The 16,512-nt window shown below is 44.6% G+C and carries 16 protein-coding genes; 10 read left to right on the top strand and 6 right to left on the bottom strand.

Annotation, left to right across the window (positions count from 1 at the left end):
• Positions 1-51: 51 nt before the first annotated feature.
• Positions 52-966, bottom strand: coding sequence for a pyridoxal-phosphate dependent enzyme (locus tag JMA39_RS11305; RefSeq protein ID WP_202721979.1), 915 nt, complete (start codon positions 964-966; stop codon positions 52-54).
• A gap of 400 nt (positions 967-1,366) precedes the next feature.
• Here JMA39_RS11305 and JMA39_RS11300 point away from each other — a divergent pair, with 400 nt between their 5' ends.
• On the top strand, positions 1,367-1,774 hold the full coding sequence (locus tag JMA39_RS11300; RefSeq protein WP_202721978.1) for a YccF domain-containing protein: 408 nt from the start codon (positions 1,367-1,369) through the stop codon (positions 1,772-1,774).
• Here JMA39_RS11300 and JMA39_RS11295 read toward each other — a convergent pair.
• Entirely contained in the window at positions 1,771-2,547 is a 777-nt protein-coding gene (locus tag JMA39_RS11295; protein WP_202721977.1) for an alpha/beta fold hydrolase, read from the bottom strand. The two genes, JMA39_RS11300 and JMA39_RS11295, sit on opposite strands and share 4 nt — an antisense overlap.
• A 75-nt stretch (positions 2,548-2,622) precedes the next feature.
• Complete coding sequence (locus JMA39_RS11290; protein ID WP_202722275.1) at positions 2,623-3,396, bottom strand: substrate-binding periplasmic protein; 774 nt, start codon at positions 3,394-3,396, stop codon at positions 2,623-2,625.
• Between the two features lie 280 nt (positions 3,397-3,676).
• Here JMA39_RS11290 and JMA39_RS11285 point away from each other — a divergent pair, with 280 nt between their 5' ends.
• Together JMA39_RS11285 and JMA39_RS11280 are read left to right on the top strand one after the other, a co-directional pair.
• On the top strand, positions 3,677-3,904 hold the full coding sequence (locus JMA39_RS11285; protein ID WP_202721976.1) for a PGPGW domain-containing protein: 228 nt from the start codon (positions 3,677-3,679) through the stop codon (positions 3,902-3,904).
• Positions 3,905-4,161: 257 nt separating this feature from the next.
• Positions 4,162-5,154 (top strand): cytochrome-c peroxidase, encoded by a 993-nt coding sequence (locus JMA39_RS11280; RefSeq protein WP_202721975.1) that lies wholly within the window; start codon positions 4,162-4,164, stop codon positions 5,152-5,154.
• Positions 5,155-5,248: 94 nt separating this feature from the next.
• On the opposite strand, the gene JMA39_RS11275 is transcribed toward JMA39_RS11280, so the two are convergent.
• Together JMA39_RS11275 and JMA39_RS11270 are read right to left on the bottom strand one after the other, a co-directional pair.
• Complete coding sequence (locus JMA39_RS11275) at positions 5,249-5,608, bottom strand: DUF6508 domain-containing protein (protein ID WP_202722274.1); 360 nt, start codon at positions 5,606-5,608, stop codon at positions 5,249-5,251.
• A 372-nt stretch (positions 5,609-5,980) separates the two neighbouring features.
• Positions 5,981-6,880, bottom strand: coding sequence for a LysR family transcriptional regulator (locus JMA39_RS11270; RefSeq protein WP_202721974.1), 900 nt, complete (start codon positions 6,878-6,880; stop codon positions 5,981-5,983).
• A 154-nt stretch (positions 6,881-7,034) separates the two neighbouring features.
• Between JMA39_RS11270 and JMA39_RS11265 the strand changes: the two genes are divergently transcribed.
• From JMA39_RS11265 to rihA, 7 genes are all read left to right on the top strand, one after another.
• The gene (locus tag JMA39_RS11265; protein WP_202721973.1) at positions 7,035-8,195 is read left to right on the top strand and encodes a homogentisate 1,2-dioxygenase; all 1,161 of its coding nucleotides are present in this window, start codon (positions 7,035-7,037) and stop codon (positions 8,193-8,195) included.
• A 90-nt stretch (positions 8,196-8,285) separates the two neighbouring features.
• Entirely contained in the window at positions 8,286-9,326 is a 1,041-nt protein-coding gene (hppD, locus tag JMA39_RS11260) for a 4-hydroxyphenylpyruvate dioxygenase (protein WP_202721972.1), read from the top strand.
• A gap of 152 nt (positions 9,327-9,478) precedes the next feature.
• Entirely contained in the window at positions 9,479-10,099 is a 621-nt protein-coding gene (locus JMA39_RS11255; protein ID WP_202721971.1) for a LysE family translocator, read from the top strand.
• Between the two features lie 84 nt (positions 10,100-10,183).
• Complete coding sequence (locus tag JMA39_RS11250) at positions 10,184-10,558, top strand: hypothetical protein (RefSeq protein ID WP_202721970.1); 375 nt, start codon at positions 10,184-10,186, stop codon at positions 10,556-10,558.
• A gap of 239 nt (positions 10,559-10,797) precedes the next feature.
• Complete coding sequence (locus tag JMA39_RS11245) at positions 10,798-11,124, top strand: hypothetical protein (RefSeq protein ID WP_202721969.1); 327 nt, start codon at positions 10,798-10,800, stop codon at positions 11,122-11,124.
• A gap of 223 nt (positions 11,125-11,347) precedes the next feature.
• Positions 11,348-13,135, top strand: coding sequence for a gamma-glutamyltransferase (gene ggt, locus JMA39_RS11240; protein WP_202721968.1), 1,788 nt, complete (start codon positions 11,348-11,350; stop codon positions 13,133-13,135).
• 276 nt (positions 13,136-13,411) lie between these two features.
• A complete protein-coding gene (rihA, locus tag JMA39_RS11235; protein ID WP_202721967.1) occupies positions 13,412-14,380 on the top strand; it encodes a pyrimidine-specific ribonucleoside hydrolase RihA in 969 nt (322 codons plus the stop codon).
• Positions 14,381-15,157: 777 nt separating this feature from the next.
• Here rihA and JMA39_RS11230 read toward each other — a convergent pair.
• Positions 15,158-16,120 (bottom strand): integron integrase, encoded by a 963-nt coding sequence (locus tag JMA39_RS11230; RefSeq protein WP_202721966.1) that lies wholly within the window; start codon positions 16,118-16,120, stop codon positions 15,158-15,160.
• Between the last annotated feature and the right edge of the window lie 392 nt (positions 16,121-16,512).

Genomic DNA, 16,512 nt, shown 5'->3' with positions numbered 1-16,512 from the left:
TTAAGCCTAACCAAATGGAAACCCCAACCTTAAACCATTTTGTACTGCTCATTAGTTACCGTATTTACGTTGGTACCTTGGTAGCATAGTCGCATTCCCCAGTAAGCCACCTTGATGAATATAAAGCATTGGCTGCACCGTTCCACTGTTGAGTAACTTCTCGACGCACATCCAGCCAAGAGGATCGTACAAGAGTTCAAACTCAATGCCAGACGCACAGACCTTGTTATACATCTCGTAAAAAGGCTTATACAGCTTACCGAAATGGTACTTCTTACCGAGTTCGACAATCTGTGGGTGCAAACTCTCATCCGCAACAAGATACCTAAACTGCTGCTGCAAATATTCAGAGTCTCCCACACAGGCGCAGGTAAACACTTGAATATGCGGCGCTTTCATCGCGAGGTATTCACTGAGAAACACAGCAGTCGTGCCAGTACCAGAGGGTAAGAAAACACGTAGTTGACTTAACTGCTGTGCATTAGCCCACTCAATAACCTCTTGTGCCAGTTTGTGAACGCCGTATCTTGCATACTCACAGCGGCCACCTTCAGGTACAAACAACAGCTCATCGTTTCCTGGTAACACTTTTTGCTCGATATACTCGATGCAGCTTAACGCTTGTCGATCGGTAACTTTAGACAGGTCAATAACATTGGCTCCATTGGCTATGGCTGCTGCATAATTACCCACTGTCGAAGTTAATACCTGCTTGGCAATATGATCGACATAAAAATCCAGTTGTAATCCCTTGAGCTTGGCGAGCGCCGACATGGAATATAAGGAGTTGGCAACGGGTGAGCCATGACCCACTAAAACCTTCTTTCCTACTACGTCATTATCAAGAAAGTAAGCAAATTTGCGGGCTTTATTGCCAGAAAACTCTTCACTAAGCAGATCGTCACGTTTTACATAGATCTGAATACCATTAAAATTAATAGACTCTACAGGGGTATTAGTTAACAAAAGCTACTCACTCACATTCTATTATTACAGATGGTTTAACGAGGGCTTACTTCAAGCGACAAAGACTTGGTACTTAACTCGCTAGCCGTTAATTCATCGTTTGGTTCTGGTTGATATTGCCATTGTAAACCTTAACTCTTTGTGCGCGTAATCATTTAACGCAGTGATAAATAGAGCTAGCAGGCCAATGCTGACCTCAATTGTTCACAACAGTTAGTCAATTCTCATTATTCATGGTGTTGAAATTACTAACTATTAGTCAAACCTGCCACTCCACCAAACTAAAAACCAATGCAAAACCCATATAAAACCTGCAAATACAGCTGATTGCGAGTTTGGCACGAAAATCGCTTAATTATAGTTAGCCCACAAGGGCGAGTACAAATATAAGGAGCCGTTAATGGCAGTACTTCGTTTAGTGTTTAATATTGCTTGGTTTGTTTTAGGTGGTTTTGTGATGGGACTCGCATGGTGGCTAGCTGGACTGCTCTGCTTTATCAGCATTATTGGCATCCCCTTTGGCAGAGCCTGTTTCGTGATAGGCGAAATGACATTCTGGCCTTTTGGACAAGACGCCATTAACAGGCGCACACTGACAGGCAACGAAGACCTTGGAACCGGAGCATTTGGCATGGTGGGGAACATTATTTGGTTCCTATTTTTCGGGATCTGGTTAGCAATAGGTCATATCGTTCATGCGTTAGCCTGTGCCGTCACCATCATAGGGATCCCATTTGCCTTACAGCATCTAAAGTTGGCCATATTGAGTTTAACGCCTATCGGCCAAACCGTCGTTGCTAAAGCTTAGGAGTTGAGAAAGAAACGCTCAATTAGCATCTGACAAAGCTTTTCAGGACAATCTAAACTCAAGTCATGTCCTGCGCAGTCAAACTCAACAAGCTTGCTTCGATAATACCGCGCAAGCTTTTGACTGCAATTGGGGCTAACCAACTTATCCTTAAGACCGCTCATGACTGTAATTGACGTCGCTATCTTAGCCGGGCAATTAAACTGACGGCAGGCCCAGAGTTGGCGTAGCACATTGGAAAAATGCGTATGGCCAAGTGTGCGGTATTGAGTCCACTTGAGCACTAAATGTAGGTTACGGCCTTGAGTCACACTCGTTGAAGCAATAATCATGGCCTCCAGTACACTGACTTTTGGATCCTTAACTCTGTGACGAAACGCATTAAACACCGCCCCGAGTTGAAAACGCTGATACCAAGGTGACAGATTTGCTGCGCTAGCGTTGAGCACAGCCACCCCCTTTATTTGTACCTCGTTAGCCATGTCCACAGACTTTGCCTGTAAACTTGCCATCTGTAGCGCTATCATGCCGCCCATCGATAATCCAACGATATAGCAATCATCACAGGTAAGCTGTCGCAGGCGAAATAGAAGCTCTTCAGCATATTCATCGATAGTCAGCGGACCTCTGCTGTCCACAGAGTCGCCATTTCCTAAAATATCTAACGAGATAACCTGATGCCCATTAGGTAGGCGCTTTTGCAGAAGCTTAGCAAACTCATTCCAATGCCGTTTATCGCGCATCAGACCGCGGATTAACACCACTGTCGCCATACTCGCTCCGTTAAACCTACTCAGTTAAACTCGCTTCCTTAAAATCAGCCTCTTAACTAGGAGCTGAAATACGCGTTATTGGCGCATATTCTTTTCTAAGATCTGCTGCACATCGATTTTACTTATCCCTTGATTGAACCTGTCGCGCCACATACGGCCTGCGTGATTATTCTTAAATGCGATAAATAACTCTTTGTAGGTCAGTAACTTTTTATTAAATTGCACCTTATCCCTCACATGCTTCATATTGGGCTGAGCGAGTAAGTATTGCAGCACATGTTCGTCGATAATTGCCGCATCGATCCGGCCTGTAGCGACCTTATTTACATTATGCAGATCCGATGCGACCGCCTCAAAAGGCTGAATGCCGAGTGCCATCATCTTGTCAAGCTCACGGGTGTTCACATAATCTTTAACCACTCCTATCGTATAGTGATTAAGATCGCTTTGTTGCGTCCAACTAATCGGGTGTATTTTTTGCTCGACTATACCTAGTGCGCTTCTCCCCATCGGCAATGAAAAGATAAACTTATCGGTCGGGTAAGTATATTCGGGTAGGTAACCTAAATATTTAGAGTCACGACGAGATGCCATTCTCACCGCACGGCTCCATGGATAAAAGTCCACAACGAGTGTATGCCCTTCCGCCTCTAAAGCCGCTCTTGCGATAGCAATACAGGCCCCTTGGTTCTTTAACTGCGCACCGGAGAAAGGTGGCCAGTGCAGAGATGTCAAATACAGGGTGTCAGCATAAAGCGCACTTGAGTAACCGATAAGCAATAGGCACAAGCTAGCCCTAGCGAACCTTTTACGAAAAGATCGCCAAACTGTTTTAAGCTGAATACACATACTAAGAATCAATATCACATCCTGCCCTATAACTTACTGCAAAAGCCGATATCATCCCCTTGGCGCTCAGTAAGAAATTTATCTAATCTACACAAAGATTTTAGTCAAAACCCAGAATAACACCAAGCCTTAGCCTTGATGCATCTAAGCACTAGCCGCTTTATAAGCAGGATTATTGAAAAGGAATCTTTGTTACAATTAACACAAATGATTACTTTTACTTTGGTTTACACTGATAACGAGTGAGGAGTAAACGCAGACAAAGCTAGAGGTAAATAAAATGATAAAAAAAGCGGTTATTACGCTGGTAGGTGCGAGTCTAACGCTTGCAGGCGCGCTTTTAATTGTGCTACCCGGGCCAGCTTGGTTACTGCTGCCTATAGGCCTTGCAATATTGAGCCTTGAATACCCTTGGGCGCGTCACTGGCTAAAAAAAAGCCAAGTCCACCTTAGTCAAACTGCACGCTGGTTAGATAGAAAACTACTTTTGAGAAGACTGAACAAATAAGAGTGGAGCCGTCTTTATCTCTTAAACGGTTTTTTACTGCAATTAGAACCTAACTGCGATTAGGGGTTCCTCTTTCGGTTAAGGCTTAACCTAACCTACCTATCATTAGGTAGTCTGTCTGCGATCTATATCGCAAAATATCAATCCAAATCCACGATAGTCCTAATCGAAACAAAGCGTTATATTCTTTTTCTAAAGCTCATTATTATTGGTTCATAAATTAACCCTACAGACAGTAATGTTTACTTGAGGCCATTATGAATAAGCTTAGTTTACTCTCCATCGCACTACTTTCCACCTTATCCGTCAGCGCAAATGCGGCTAACGAGCCCATTGAAATTATCCCTGCGGCAGTGATCACCAACCCAGAGAAAGTAGAGCTTGGTAAAATGCTATTTTTCGAACCAAGATTATCTAAATCAGGCTTCATTTCATGTAACTCTTGCCACAACCTATCGATAGGTGGCGTTGATGCACTACCAACCTCTATTGGGCATAACTGGCAAGAAGGCCCGATTAACTCACCAACCGTACTTAATGCCGAGTATGGTCTAGCACAGTTTTGGGATGGTCGAGCTAAAGATCTTAAAGAGCAAGCGGGTGGACCAATTGCCAACCCTAAAGAGATGGGCTTTAGCCATGAGCTAGCAGTAGATACGGTACGCTCTATGCCAGCATACCAAGCACGCTTTGAAAAAGTGTATGACTCTAAAGATGTCAGCATCGATATGATCACCGACGCCATTGCTGAGTTTGAAAAAACCTTAGTCACACCAAATGCGCCGTTCGACCTATATCTTCAGGGCGATAAAGATGCAATCACAGATCAAGCAAAGGCGGGTTACCAACTATTTAAAGATAAAGGCTGCGTGAGCTGTCACAACGGCCCTGCGGTTGGTGGCACCATGTATATGAAGATGGGTCTTGTTAAGCCTTTCCACACCAATAACCCAGCAGAGGGTAGAAAAGGCGTGACAGGCAAAGAAGCCGATAAATTTGTATTCAAGGTTCCTACACTGCGTAATATCGAGCTTACCTATCCGTACTTCCACGATGGCAGTGTTTGGGAGCTTGAAGAAGCGGTCAACACCATGGCAGATATTCAGCTTGGACAAAAGCTGTCAGATAATGAGGTCAAAGAGATGGTCGCATTCCTAAACTCTTTAACTGGTGAGCAGCCACAAATTGTGTTGCCAATCTTACCACCGTCTAATAAGAATACACCTCGTCCGGTGCCTTTCGAGGGCTAGACCAGCTTAACGAATTGCAAAGCAAAAGAGCCGCATATTGCGGCTCTTTCTAGTTGAGGTATAGCAGGCTAATGCGGGAATTTTTTCATTACCATTAAACAGCCTTTTGATAATAAAGGCTTTGAAAACGTTCCAAAATGGCGATTAACACTCCTTGGCAGCGCATGTTACTTAAGATCCCAGGGCTAAACCTATGGAGGCGTGACATGGCAGTTAACAAGATCTGGCACTCGTAAAATGACGCATCGGCTATGTATTCAGGTCTATCCACCATATAGCTATTTTGATACCACTCGCCCCAGTTAAATGTCTCTAGTAAGATACCCGCCTTTTTTAGATCGGCAACAAACTCTTGAAGCCTTTTATCTGAGACATGATGCTCACCTAGCTTAAGATCGCTCACATACTTACTGTACAGGCTAGTAAGGTAACCTTGTAATATTGAGTTGTTCATCATAAACCTCCACCTAACCTAGCTATGCATCTTAAATTTAAGCCGCGCCATAATGGCCATGAACTTACTTCTGCAACTTAACTTTTGCATATGCTGTACCAAGCTTAATTAAGACTATTCTAATTGGGCTAAACTGAACTCAAGCTTAACGTTTAAAACAAACAGTGAAAGTTATAAATAACGTAGCAAATCAGACAGTTAACGATTTAAAATTGATTTTCATACAGGAGCCTCGTTGATAGAAGCTATTCTAAAACGTACTGCAGAGTGATAATGCTAAAGGAGCAATCGCATTTATATACGCATTTTGCAATTCTAGTGATAGTAAAACGGCAATAAGCGCAGGATTTAAGCTTGATCTAGGTCTCGCTCTTAGTCGAGGCTTTTCTCTAAGGCAAACTCCTCCATAATTAAGCTGGTAAACAAACGCCCCGCTCGGCCGAGCGGACGCTCCATGGTTGAAACTAACTGAGGAATAAAGCTGTAACGACTGCCACCACTAAAATCCACTTCGACAAGCTCGCCATTGCTTAGCTCCTCTTCAATGAGAAAATCAGGCATCCAACCAAAACCCAACCCCATCATGAGTGCGTTTTTCTTCATCATGAAGCCCGAGAGATAAAACACCTTATCTCCCCCGAACTGCAACTCATCTCGATAATGTTTATCGGCCGATGAATCTTCGATGGTTAATTCCACATAGCGCTGCAGTTCAAATAAACTCAAACTTTGCTCTTTCGCTAAAGGATGCTCGGCACTGACCACCAAAACACTAGTGATCTGCGGCAGTGGTTGAGGGCGATAATTCGGGCCGGTGCGGTAATCTTTTACTAGCATTAGATCGGCGCTATCACGCTCGAACCTATCCTGTACGCCCCCTAAGAACTCCATATTTAGCTGAACCTTTGTCGGTAGTTGTAACTGCGACAGCCGTTTCAACGCTCGCATAATTGGCTTCATCGGCAGGGCACCATCTATGATGATCTCAAGCTTAGGCTCCCAGCCTTCGCTAAACCGACTGGCTAAATGTTCAATATTAGCAAGGTACTGCAGCAATTTTTGCCCTTCGGCCAAGATAACCTCCCCCTCGGGAGTGAGTTCGGCCCGATATTGGTCGCGACAAAAAAGGTTTACACCAAGGTGCTGCTCCAGCTTCTTCACTTGATAACTCACCGCAGATTGCGCCTTATGCAAGCGCTCTGCGGCCTTAGCGAAGCTGCCTTCCTCGACTAGAACCTGTAACACTTTGAAAGCATCGACATCGATACGCATAAGCTCCTCCCGCGTAAACCTTAAATTACCATCTAAAATTTCGATTAAGTTAGGTTAATTATTATTCTTTTTTTTGCTCATTCAAGCAACTAAATTGAATCTAGATCACATTATTATTTTAATAAGTGCGCTTGAGCGCCGAAGGAAAGCAAATATGCCATCTTATGTGAAGCAAGGAATGGTGCCGCCTAAACGCCATATCACATTTAAAAAAGACAATGGAGAGCTCTATCGTGAAGAGTTGTTCTCTACCCACGGCTTTTCTAATATCTACTCCAATAAGTACCATCACAACATGCCGACGAAGGCATTAGCTGTGAGTCCTTATAGCTTATCCCACGGCGAAGACTGGCAAGACTCTTTAGTACAGAACTATAAGCTCGACACCAAGAAGGCCGACTGCGGCGGCAATTTTTTTAGCAGTCGCAATAAAATCTTCTTTAATAATGATGTGGCCATGTATACCGCGTGCGTTAGCGAAGAAAGTACTGAGTTTTACCGCAACGCCTATGCCGATGAAGTGATTTTTGTTCATGAAGGTCAAGGCACACTCTTGAGTGAATATGGCGCACTAGCTGTTAAAAAATGGGACTACCTAGTGATCCCACGGGGCACGACTTACCAATTAAAGTTTGATGACTACAGCAATGTACGCCTATTTGTCATCGAGTCATCGAGCATGGTCGAAGTCCCCAAGCACTTTCGAAATGAATATGGCCAGATGCTAGAGTCTGCCCCCTATTGTGAGCGCGATTTCCGCACACCCGAGTTACAGGAGGCCATAGTAGAAAAAGGCGACTTCCCACTTATTTGTAAGTTTGGCGATAAGTATCAACTGACATCACTTGAGTGGCATCCATTCGACCTCGTGGGTTGGGATGGCTGTGTATACCCTTGGGCGTTCAACATTCAAGAGTACGCGCCAAAGGTTGGCCAAATTCACTTACCGCCATCGGATCACTTAGTCTTTACAGCCCACAACTTTGTGATCTGTAATTTCGTGCCTCGTCCCTATGATTTCCACCCAGAGTCGATTCCAGCCCCCTATTACCATAGCAATATCGACAGCGATGAAGTGCTGTATTACGTCGACGGTGACTTTATGAGTCGTACCGGCATAGAAGCAGGCTATATGACCCTGCATCAAAAAGGGGTACCCCACGGTCCACAGCCGGGCCGCACAGAGGCCTCTATCGGCAAAACTGAAACTTATGAATACGCAGTGATGGTCGACACCTTCGCCCCACTAAAACTAACCGAACATGTAAAGCATTGCATGAGCAACGACTACAACCGCTCTTGGATTGAAAGCTAACCAAGGCGATTTATCAAGACTTTAAGCTATCAAAAGAAGCCATCAACAGAATGGCTGGCATGTAGCAATAAATTGACAGAGGACACAACAATGGCAAGCGAACAAAACCCACTGGGCCTACTCGGCATCGAATTCACCGAGTTTGCGACACCAGAACAAGACTTCATGCATCAAGTCTTTATCGATTTTGGCTTTTCACTGTTAAAGAAGTCAAAAACGAAAGAGATTTTGTACTACAAGCAGAACGACATTAACTTTTTATTGAATACCGAGCGCAAAGGTTTTTCTGCCGAGTTTGCAAAAAGCCATGGCCCGGCTATTTGTTCTATGGGTTGGCGTGTCGAAGACGCCCAATTTGCATTCGATAGCGCGGTAGCCCGTGGTGCAAAGCCTGCCGATGACGCAGCAAAAGACATGCCCTATCCCGCTATTTACGGTATTGGCGATAGCCTAATCTACTTTATCGATACCTTTGGCGAAACAGATAATATCTATGCCACCGATTTTGAAGATCTAGACGAGCAGATCATCGTTCAAGAGAAAGGCTTTATCGAGGTGGATCATCTTACCAATAATGTCTACAAAGGAACCATGGAGTATTGGTCAAACTTCTATAAAGATATCTTTGGCTTTACTGAGGTTCGTTACTTTGACATCAAAGGCTCACAAACGGCACTTATCTCCTACGCCCTGCGCTCACCCGATGGCAGCTTCTGTATCCCGATTAATGAAGGTAAAGGCAACGATAAAAACCAGATTGATGAGTATCTACGTGAATACGATGGTCCAGGCGTTCAGCACCTTGCCTTTAGAAGCCGTGACATTGTTGGCTCACTCGATGCGATGGAAGGCACATCGATTCAGACCTTAGATATTATTCCTGAATATTACGATACCATCTTCGACAAGGTGCCCCAGGTAACGGAAGATCGTGAGCGCATTAAGCATCATCAGATCTTGGTTGATGGCGATGATGAAGGTTACCTACTGCAGATCTTTACCAAAAACCTATTTGGTCCCATCTTTATCGAGATCATTCAGCGTAAGAATAACCTCGGATTTGGTGAAGGTAATTTTAAGGCTTTATTCGAATCCATTGAGCGCGATCAACAGCGCCGCGGCGTGCTTTAAACCACAGCCCTTTCACCTTGATTGGTGACGATGAGCCAATTAGGATAAAAACCAGCTAAAAGGCTGGTTTTTTATTATCTTCCCCTATCCAAAATTGCCCTTCTTCTCTACACTGTGCGCCTTTTCACGTTTAGCTGTTTAACTTATAAAAAATGCCAGATTTAACTTTATTAGCCGTATTTCTTCCCACATTCTTTTTTGTCTCTATCACACCCGGTATGTGCATGACATTAGCCATGACGCTTGGCATGAGTATTGGCTTTCGTCGTACCCTGTGGATGATGGTCGGCGAGCTGGTTGGTGTCGCTTTAGTTGCCGTTGCTGCGGTAATGGGCGTAGCCAGCATCATGCTTAACTACCCAGAGCTTTTTGCCATGCTCAAATGGGTAGGCGGGCTCTATCTATGCTATATCGGCATCAATATGTGGCGCTCAAGAGGCAAGATGGCCATCATTGAAGGTCAGCAAACGCCTAGCGTCAGTAATATTGAGCTGATCTCCCAAGGCTTTTTCACCGCTATCGCCAATCCTAAAGGTTGGGCGTTTATGGTCTCCTTATTACCACCGTTTATCAGCGTCGAACGCGACGTTGCCCCACAGCTTGTAGCGCTGGTGAGCATTATTCTATTCACAGAACTCATCAGCATGATGGCCTATGCCGCAGGTGGTAAGAGCCTTAGAATATTCTTAAGCCGCAGCGATAATATCAAATGGATGAACCGTATTGCAGGTAGCTTGATGTTAGCAGTGGGTATATGGTTAGCGCTAGGCTAAGCCTCGTTTAGAGTAGAGACGTTAGTTAGATTTAATAATCGAATGGATCAAGCTTACAGAGCAAAGGATAAAAAGGTACACCTAATGAAATCATTCAAAATACTATTTTTACTAGTAAGCGCGTTATCTTTGTCAGCTTGCACCTCAGTTAAGCTCGTCAACCTAACTCAAGAACCGATACCAGCAGAGAGTAGGCAGTCGATAGAAGTTGCGATAATGAAAGGCTGTAAAGCCAAGGGCTGGACGCCAATCAAAGCTGACAACAACACCATCGATGCCTACATCACGGTGAGATCCCATAAAGCACATGTGCGTATTAGCTATGATGAGCATTTTTACAATATCAACTATGTAGATAGTACTAACCTCGATTATAGCGATGGTGAGATCCACCGAAACTATAATAAGTGGGTCCACAAATTAGCGGCGTCTATACAGCAACAGCTAAGCAGCCAATAAATTATCTTTACCAAAATGCCAGGCTCAATGCTTGGCATTTTCTTATCCTTTCACCTAATCCCTATCATTTCCAATACTTATCGCCGAGATATCAATCTTCTCCTATCAAGCTAAAAAGCTGCACAACCGTTTTCATTTGACTGAGTTCAAGAAAAATACAACAAACTAGACAACTGTATTGAACCCAGACGGTATACACCTGTATACTCATACCAACATAACTTACAGAGAACCGCCACATGACCAGAATATTTAGCTCAAGTTTCATTCACATTATTATCGCTTTAATCATGATTATGGGTTTACTTACCTCAACAACTTCCCATGCAATGACCATTGAAGGCAAAAAAATATCAGTCAGTGCCAATGACGCAACGCTCTACGTATCAGCCTACATGGCACCGGTTCTTTGTGCTAATGGCGGAGTAAAGTTTACCGCCGTTGGCGAATTTGCAGTCGATATCGTGTCGCTCTACTGCCTAAATGATGCCCAGGTGGATAAGCTAATCGAAGGCCTACAAGAGGCGAAATCCGAGTCAGCAAGACTAAAGGCACTGTCGAACTAAAGCTTTAGCCTTGCCTTAATAGAAAGCAGCACAACTCTTGAACCTCAAGCAGTGCTCATTAAGCAATGCTCATAAACCCAGCACCGCACACTTGCATTTATTGACTATTAACGTCACATTGCTGTCATAAGGTTTGAAGTCACAATGTTCTAACAGATTGTCTTCAAGCCATAACAGACAACCATTACTGTTTCGCGATAACAATAAATACAAAGGATTGAACATGCGCGCTTTTAAGACCTTCTTGCTTAAATCTTATTCACTTAAGCCTTATTCGATAAAAGCATTGGCTCTCACCATTTCAATGGCTATTCCGTTAACGCTTAGTGCCACAACTCCCCTGCCCGCACAGGCCAACGAAACCTCTATCTATAGCCATATCGCTACCGCTCAGCCAATCTGGGCTAAGTACGGCATGGTGTCGAGTCAAGAAGCTCTTGCCACACAAGCGGGTGTTGAGATCTTAAAACAGGGCGGTAATGCGGTCGATGCGGCGGTAGCCGTAGGCTTTAGTTTAGCGGTAACTCTGCCAAGAGCAGGCAACATCGGTGGCGGCGGCTTTATGCTGGTTCACCTAAATGAGCCTAACAAAACTATCGCCATCGATTACCGAGAAATGGCCCCGAGTAGCGCACATCGCGATATTTTCCTCGATAAAGATGGCAATCCTGTCGATAAGCTCAGCCGTGAACACGGTTTAGCTGTCGGCGTCCCCGGCACTGTGATGGGCATGGAGTTGGCACTCGAGAAATACGGCACTATGACCATGAAACAGGTGACCGACGCAGCGATAAAGATGGCGAAACAAGGCATTATTGTTACCCCCGATCTACAAGCATCACTATCGGGCCTTAAGAGACGCATCGCACAGTGGCCTAGCTCTGCCGAAATTTTTTATAAGGCCGACGGCAGTGACTATCAAAGTGGTGAGTTATTAAAGCAGCCCGAACTGGCTCATTCGCTATCACTCATCGCCAAGCACGGTAGCAAAGGCTTCTACCAAGGCGAAACAGCAGAAAAGCTGGTTAGTGCCATTCAAGAAGCTGGCGGGATCATGACCTTAGCCGATCTCAAAAACTACAAAGTTGTCGAGCGTGAGCCTGTCGTGGGTGAATATCGCGGTTATCAAGTGGTCTCTATGCCACCTCCCTCCTCTGGCGGTATACACATTATCGAGATGCTCAATATGCTTGAGGGTTACCCAATTAAAGAGTTAGGCCACAACACTGCCGCCACACTGCACCTGATGACCGAGTCAATGAAACGCGCCTATGCCGACCGTAGCGAGTACCTAGGCGATCCTGACTTTTATGATGTGCCTGTCAAAGCGCTACTGAGTAAAGATTATGCCAAGCACCTAGCGAGCCAAATCTCCCTAGACAAGGCAACCCCTAGCAGCGAAATCAAGCCGGGCAAACTTGCCCCCTATGAGAGCAATCAAACCACCCATTACTCTGTGGTTGATAAGTGGGGTAACGCGGTATCGAATACCTATACCCTCAACTTCAGCTATGGCTCAGGCCTTGTAGCAAAAGGTACCGGGATTTTACTCAATAATGAGATGGATGACTTTTCAGCCAAGCCCGGCACTCCGAACGGTTATGGTTTAGTGGGCGGTGAAGCCAACTCCGTTGAAGGCAATAAGCGCCCATTGAGCTCAATGAGCCCAACCATAGTGATGAAAGACGGCAAGCCCTATATTGTTACAGGTAGCCCAGGCGGTTCACGCATTATCACCACCACGATGCAGATCATCATGAATGTTATCGATCATGATCTGAATATTGCCGAGGCGACCTATGCCCCTCGTGTGCACCATCAGTGGTTACCGGACGTGCTGCGGGTTGAGCATACCCTTAACCGTGATACCCAAAGCTTGCTTCAAGCCAAGGGCCATGAGGTCAAGGTAAATAATGCCATGGGCTCCACTCAGTCGATTATGGTCACAGAGCAAGGCATATTTGGCTCCAGTGATCCCCGCCGCGCAGGTAGCGAAACTGCAGGTTACTAATAGTGAATTCTATAGAGAGCAGTTTGTTTACTGAAGTGTTGCAATTAAGCCACTAACACAGCAAGAGCGACACTCGGCCCTTACTAATATTGCTTTAGTAAGGGCCTTTTTTATAGGTTGTGCAAAAGCTGAACAAATGCGTAAACATGAAGCAAAACATCTGCACAGCGGCCCAAAGCGATTGCTCAGTCACAGTTTTTACCTCTATAACTCACTAGGATGCTAAACAAATTCGATAAATTATTTTAATAGTCACTCATTTTGCGGAGCCAAACAATGAGCCCTACTCAAGCAAAACCACTATCCCAAAAAGTTACCCCAATTATCCTCGACTGCGATCCAGGCCATGACGATGCCATCTCTCTGATCCTCGCTATGAGCAGCAGTGCACTTAAACCGTTAGCGGTAACAACCAGCGCAGGTAACCAAACCCCAGACAAAACATTGAACAACGCGCTGCGTATTCTAACCCTACTTGAGCGTCACGATATTCCTGTTGCAGCAGGAGCGCCTAAGCCTTTAGCCCGAGAGCTGATCATTGCCGATAATGTCCATGGAGAAAGTGGCCTAGATGGCCCTAAACTGCCCGACCCTGCATTTGAGCCGCTAACGATTTCAGGTATCGAGTTGATGGCGCAAAAAGTGCGCGAAAGTGATGAAACCGTAACCCTAGTGCCTTCAGGCCCGCTGACCAATATTGCGCTATTTTTAGCAACTTACCCAGAGCTTCACTGCAAGATTGAGCGCATCGTACTGATGGGCGGCGCAGCTGAAGCCGGTAACTGGACACCTGCGGCTGAATTTAACATCTTCGTCGATCCGGAAGCGGCTGACATGGTGTTTAAATCGGGCATTCCTATCACCATGTGCGGCCTAGACATTACCCACCAGGCGCAGATCATGGATGAAGATATTGAACGTATTCGTGCAATTCATAACCCAGTCGCCAAGTGTGTGGCCGAACTTCTGGATTTCTTTATGATCTACCACAGGGATCCCAAATGGGGTTTTGAAGGCGCACCGTTGCACGACCCTTGCACCATCGCTTGGTTACTCAAGCCTGAGTTATTCACCTCGTACGATTGCTGGGTCGGTGTTGAAACCAAAGGTGAGTACACCCAGGGCATGACGGTGGTTGACCGCTATCAGCTAACCAATAATCCACACAACACCCAAGTATTGTGCAAGCTCGATAGACAAGGCTTTGTTGACTTAATTGTTGAATGTTTAGAAGCTTACAACTAGTTGATTAGCCTTCGAATGAAGGCTGATTACATTTTTGGGGTTGGTGCTACCAAGTAGCAGTTTGAACTTGTTGATTCATAGTTATCAATCGCCTGCAGCGGGTGCTGGACAGGATGTCCGAATGTCGTGACCACATGGATGTGAATGAACGACCTTATGTGCAGACACTGCTGAAGCACGCCTCAAGTACGTCTGACCTCCAAGGATGGAGGAAATGCCAAATTATGTAAGGAACATAATTGGCCTTGTAGGCTCAACGAAAACAAACTACCTCCATGTTTAAAAGCCAGTTCGGCATCCATGCCTCTCGTTCGAGAGCTTGATAACTTCGTTATCTCTCACCCTGTTTTCGACGGCTTCAGCCGTATCTACACTTGTTAATTGGCGTACTCATTCGGCAGAGATGTTTGGTTTCTAAATTAGAAATGCCCCAAAGCTTGTTAGTCTTCGAATTAAGGTTGATTACATGTTTTAGTTATTGGCTAAGGGTGAGTACATTTTGCGTTGCAGCTACTTAGCTATCAATCACCTGCAGCGGCTGCTGGACAGGATGTCCGAATGTCGTGATCACACGGTCAATGATGTTCCCTACATCATAATGACATTTCCCATATCCCTATGGGTCAGATGTGAAGGAACGACCTTATGTGCAGATACTGCTGCAGCACGGTGAGTAAAGCGAAACTTTGTGTGACAAACGAGAAGCAAGGATTCTGAACTGGCCGTTAGATATGGACATTGTTACAAGTCAATCTAGGAGACTCTCGTTTAAGTAGATTAAAGATTATCTAGCGGGCTAACGGTTCCGGCATAATGTTGACCAAGCACATGAGTATAGATTTGAGTGGTATTAACATCATTGTGACCGAGTAGCTCCTGAATGCTTCTTATATCTCTCCCAGCCTGAAGTAAATGGGTAGCAAAGCTATGCCTAAAAGTATGGCATGTAACACGCTTGATGATATTAGTTTTTCGTACCGCTGCCGCAAGCGCTTTTCGAATAACACTCTGATGTAAATGGTGTCGACAGTGGGTTTTAGTATAAGGGTTATCACTTGTGGTACTTGATGGGAAAACAAACATCCACCCTGCTTGCCTAAATGCATTGGGGTATTTACGTTCTAGTGCATTGGGTAAAGATGGCCCAATACCATTGGTATTGTCTTTAATTTGAATAGCACGCGCAGCATCAATATAAGCAGGGAGTTTATTAGCACATTTTTGACTGAGAATGGTTTGTCTATCTTTGTGGCCTTTTCCATTTCTGACAGTGAGTGAGCAACGTGCAAGATCGATATCCTGAATACGCAATCTCAAACATTCTGAGATACGTAGCCCGCTGCCATAGAGTAACTGGACAATAAGCTGGTCTCGCCCATTGAGCTGGCAAAGAACCTCTGCAACTTCGTCTGTTGAAAGTACAATAGGTAACTGCCTTTGCTTGGTTGCATATCTAAAGCCCAAGTCACCTAACTCTTGTTTTAAGTGCTTATGATAAAGATACACAAGTGCATTAAGCGCAACCTTCTGTGTATTAATTGCGACATTACGCGAGTTAGATAAAAAGCTTAGGAATTGCGTCACTTCAGCATGGCCCATGACTTCTGGGTGGCGCTTTCTTTGAAAGTTGATAAAGGCTTTAATCCAATATAAATATGCTTTTTCAGTTTTGATACTATAACCGCGCATACGCATACCTTGACTCACTTGAGTCAAAAAAGGGCTTTTTTTAGCTGTCATGGGAAGTCACTCTTAAACTGTTTATTTACACAGTATTATCTGCTTTGCTCATTTTTCCAGAAAAATATTGTACAAATGATGCGCACTTATACTTGAGGAGAAAATATTTGTCCTGTAACATCAATGCCTTATATTGGTGTTTATTTAAATAACAGGTTTAATAAACGCGCATGCGCGTTTTCTCTAAAAGGTTATTTTTCTATATTTCGTTTTACCCAATAAATACAAAAACTTAGTTGTGCGCGTTTTAGCTGGTCTAATGAGGTAAACGCGCATGCGCACTATACAAATAATGAGATGGACGCTCCTCCCTTTTACGTTGTCTAAATGATTTTACGTAAGTGGAGAAGATTATGAATAACATTTCAGTTGTTGGAGTCGATCTAGCGAAA

It is taken from the genome of Shewanella schlegeliana (assembly GCF_016765635.1).
Taxonomy (GTDB): domain Bacteria; phylum Pseudomonadota; class Gammaproteobacteria; order Enterobacterales; family Shewanellaceae; genus Shewanella; species Shewanella schlegeliana.
The sequence above is the reverse complement of the archived record's forward strand: the minus strand, read 5'-3'. Positions and strand labels throughout refer to the sequence as shown.

Coding starts and splice junctions, on each gene's coding strand:
- JMA39_RS11300 (WP_202721978.1), top strand. CDS start 1,367: ATGGCAGTACTTCGTTTAGTGTTTAATATTGCTTGGTTTGTTTTAGGT.
- JMA39_RS11295 (WP_202721977.1), bottom strand. CDS start 2,547: ATGGCGACAGTGGTGTTAATCCGCGGTCTGATGCGCGATAAACGGCAT.
- JMA39_RS11290 (WP_202722275.1), bottom strand. CDS start 3,396: ATGTGTATTCAGCTTAAAACAGTTTGGCGATCTTTTCGTAAAAGGTTC.
- JMA39_RS11285 (WP_202721976.1), top strand. CDS start 3,677: ATGATAAAAAAAGCGGTTATTACGCTGGTAGGTGCGAGTCTAACGCTT.
- JMA39_RS11280 (WP_202721975.1), top strand. CDS start 4,162: ATGAATAAGCTTAGTTTACTCTCCATCGCACTACTTTCCACCTTATCC.
- JMA39_RS11275 (WP_202722274.1), bottom strand. CDS start 5,608: ATGAACAACTCAATATTACAAGGTTACCTTACTAGCCTGTACAGTAAG.
- JMA39_RS11270 (WP_202721974.1), bottom strand. CDS start 6,880: ATGCGTATCGATGTCGATGCTTTCAAAGTGTTACAGGTTCTAGTCGAG.
- JMA39_RS11265 (WP_202721973.1), top strand. CDS start 7,035: ATGCCATCTTATGTGAAGCAAGGAATGGTGCCGCCTAAACGCCATATC.
- hppD (WP_202721972.1), top strand. CDS start 8,286: ATGGCAAGCGAACAAAACCCACTGGGCCTACTCGGCATCGAATTCACC.
- JMA39_RS11255 (WP_202721971.1), top strand. CDS start 9,479: ATGCCAGATTTAACTTTATTAGCCGTATTTCTTCCCACATTCTTTTTT.
- JMA39_RS11250 (WP_202721970.1), top strand. CDS start 10,184: ATGAAATCATTCAAAATACTATTTTTACTAGTAAGCGCGTTATCTTTG.
- JMA39_RS11245 (WP_202721969.1), top strand. CDS start 10,798: ATGACCAGAATATTTAGCTCAAGTTTCATTCACATTATTATCGCTTTA.
- ggt (WP_202721968.1), top strand. CDS start 11,348: ATGCGCGCTTTTAAGACCTTCTTGCTTAAATCTTATTCACTTAAGCCT.
- rihA (WP_202721967.1), top strand. CDS start 13,412: ATGAGCCCTACTCAAGCAAAACCACTATCCCAAAAAGTTACCCCAATT.
- JMA39_RS11230 (WP_202721966.1), bottom strand. CDS start 16,120: ATGACAGCTAAAAAAAGCCCTTTTTTGACTCAAGTGAGTCAAGGTATG.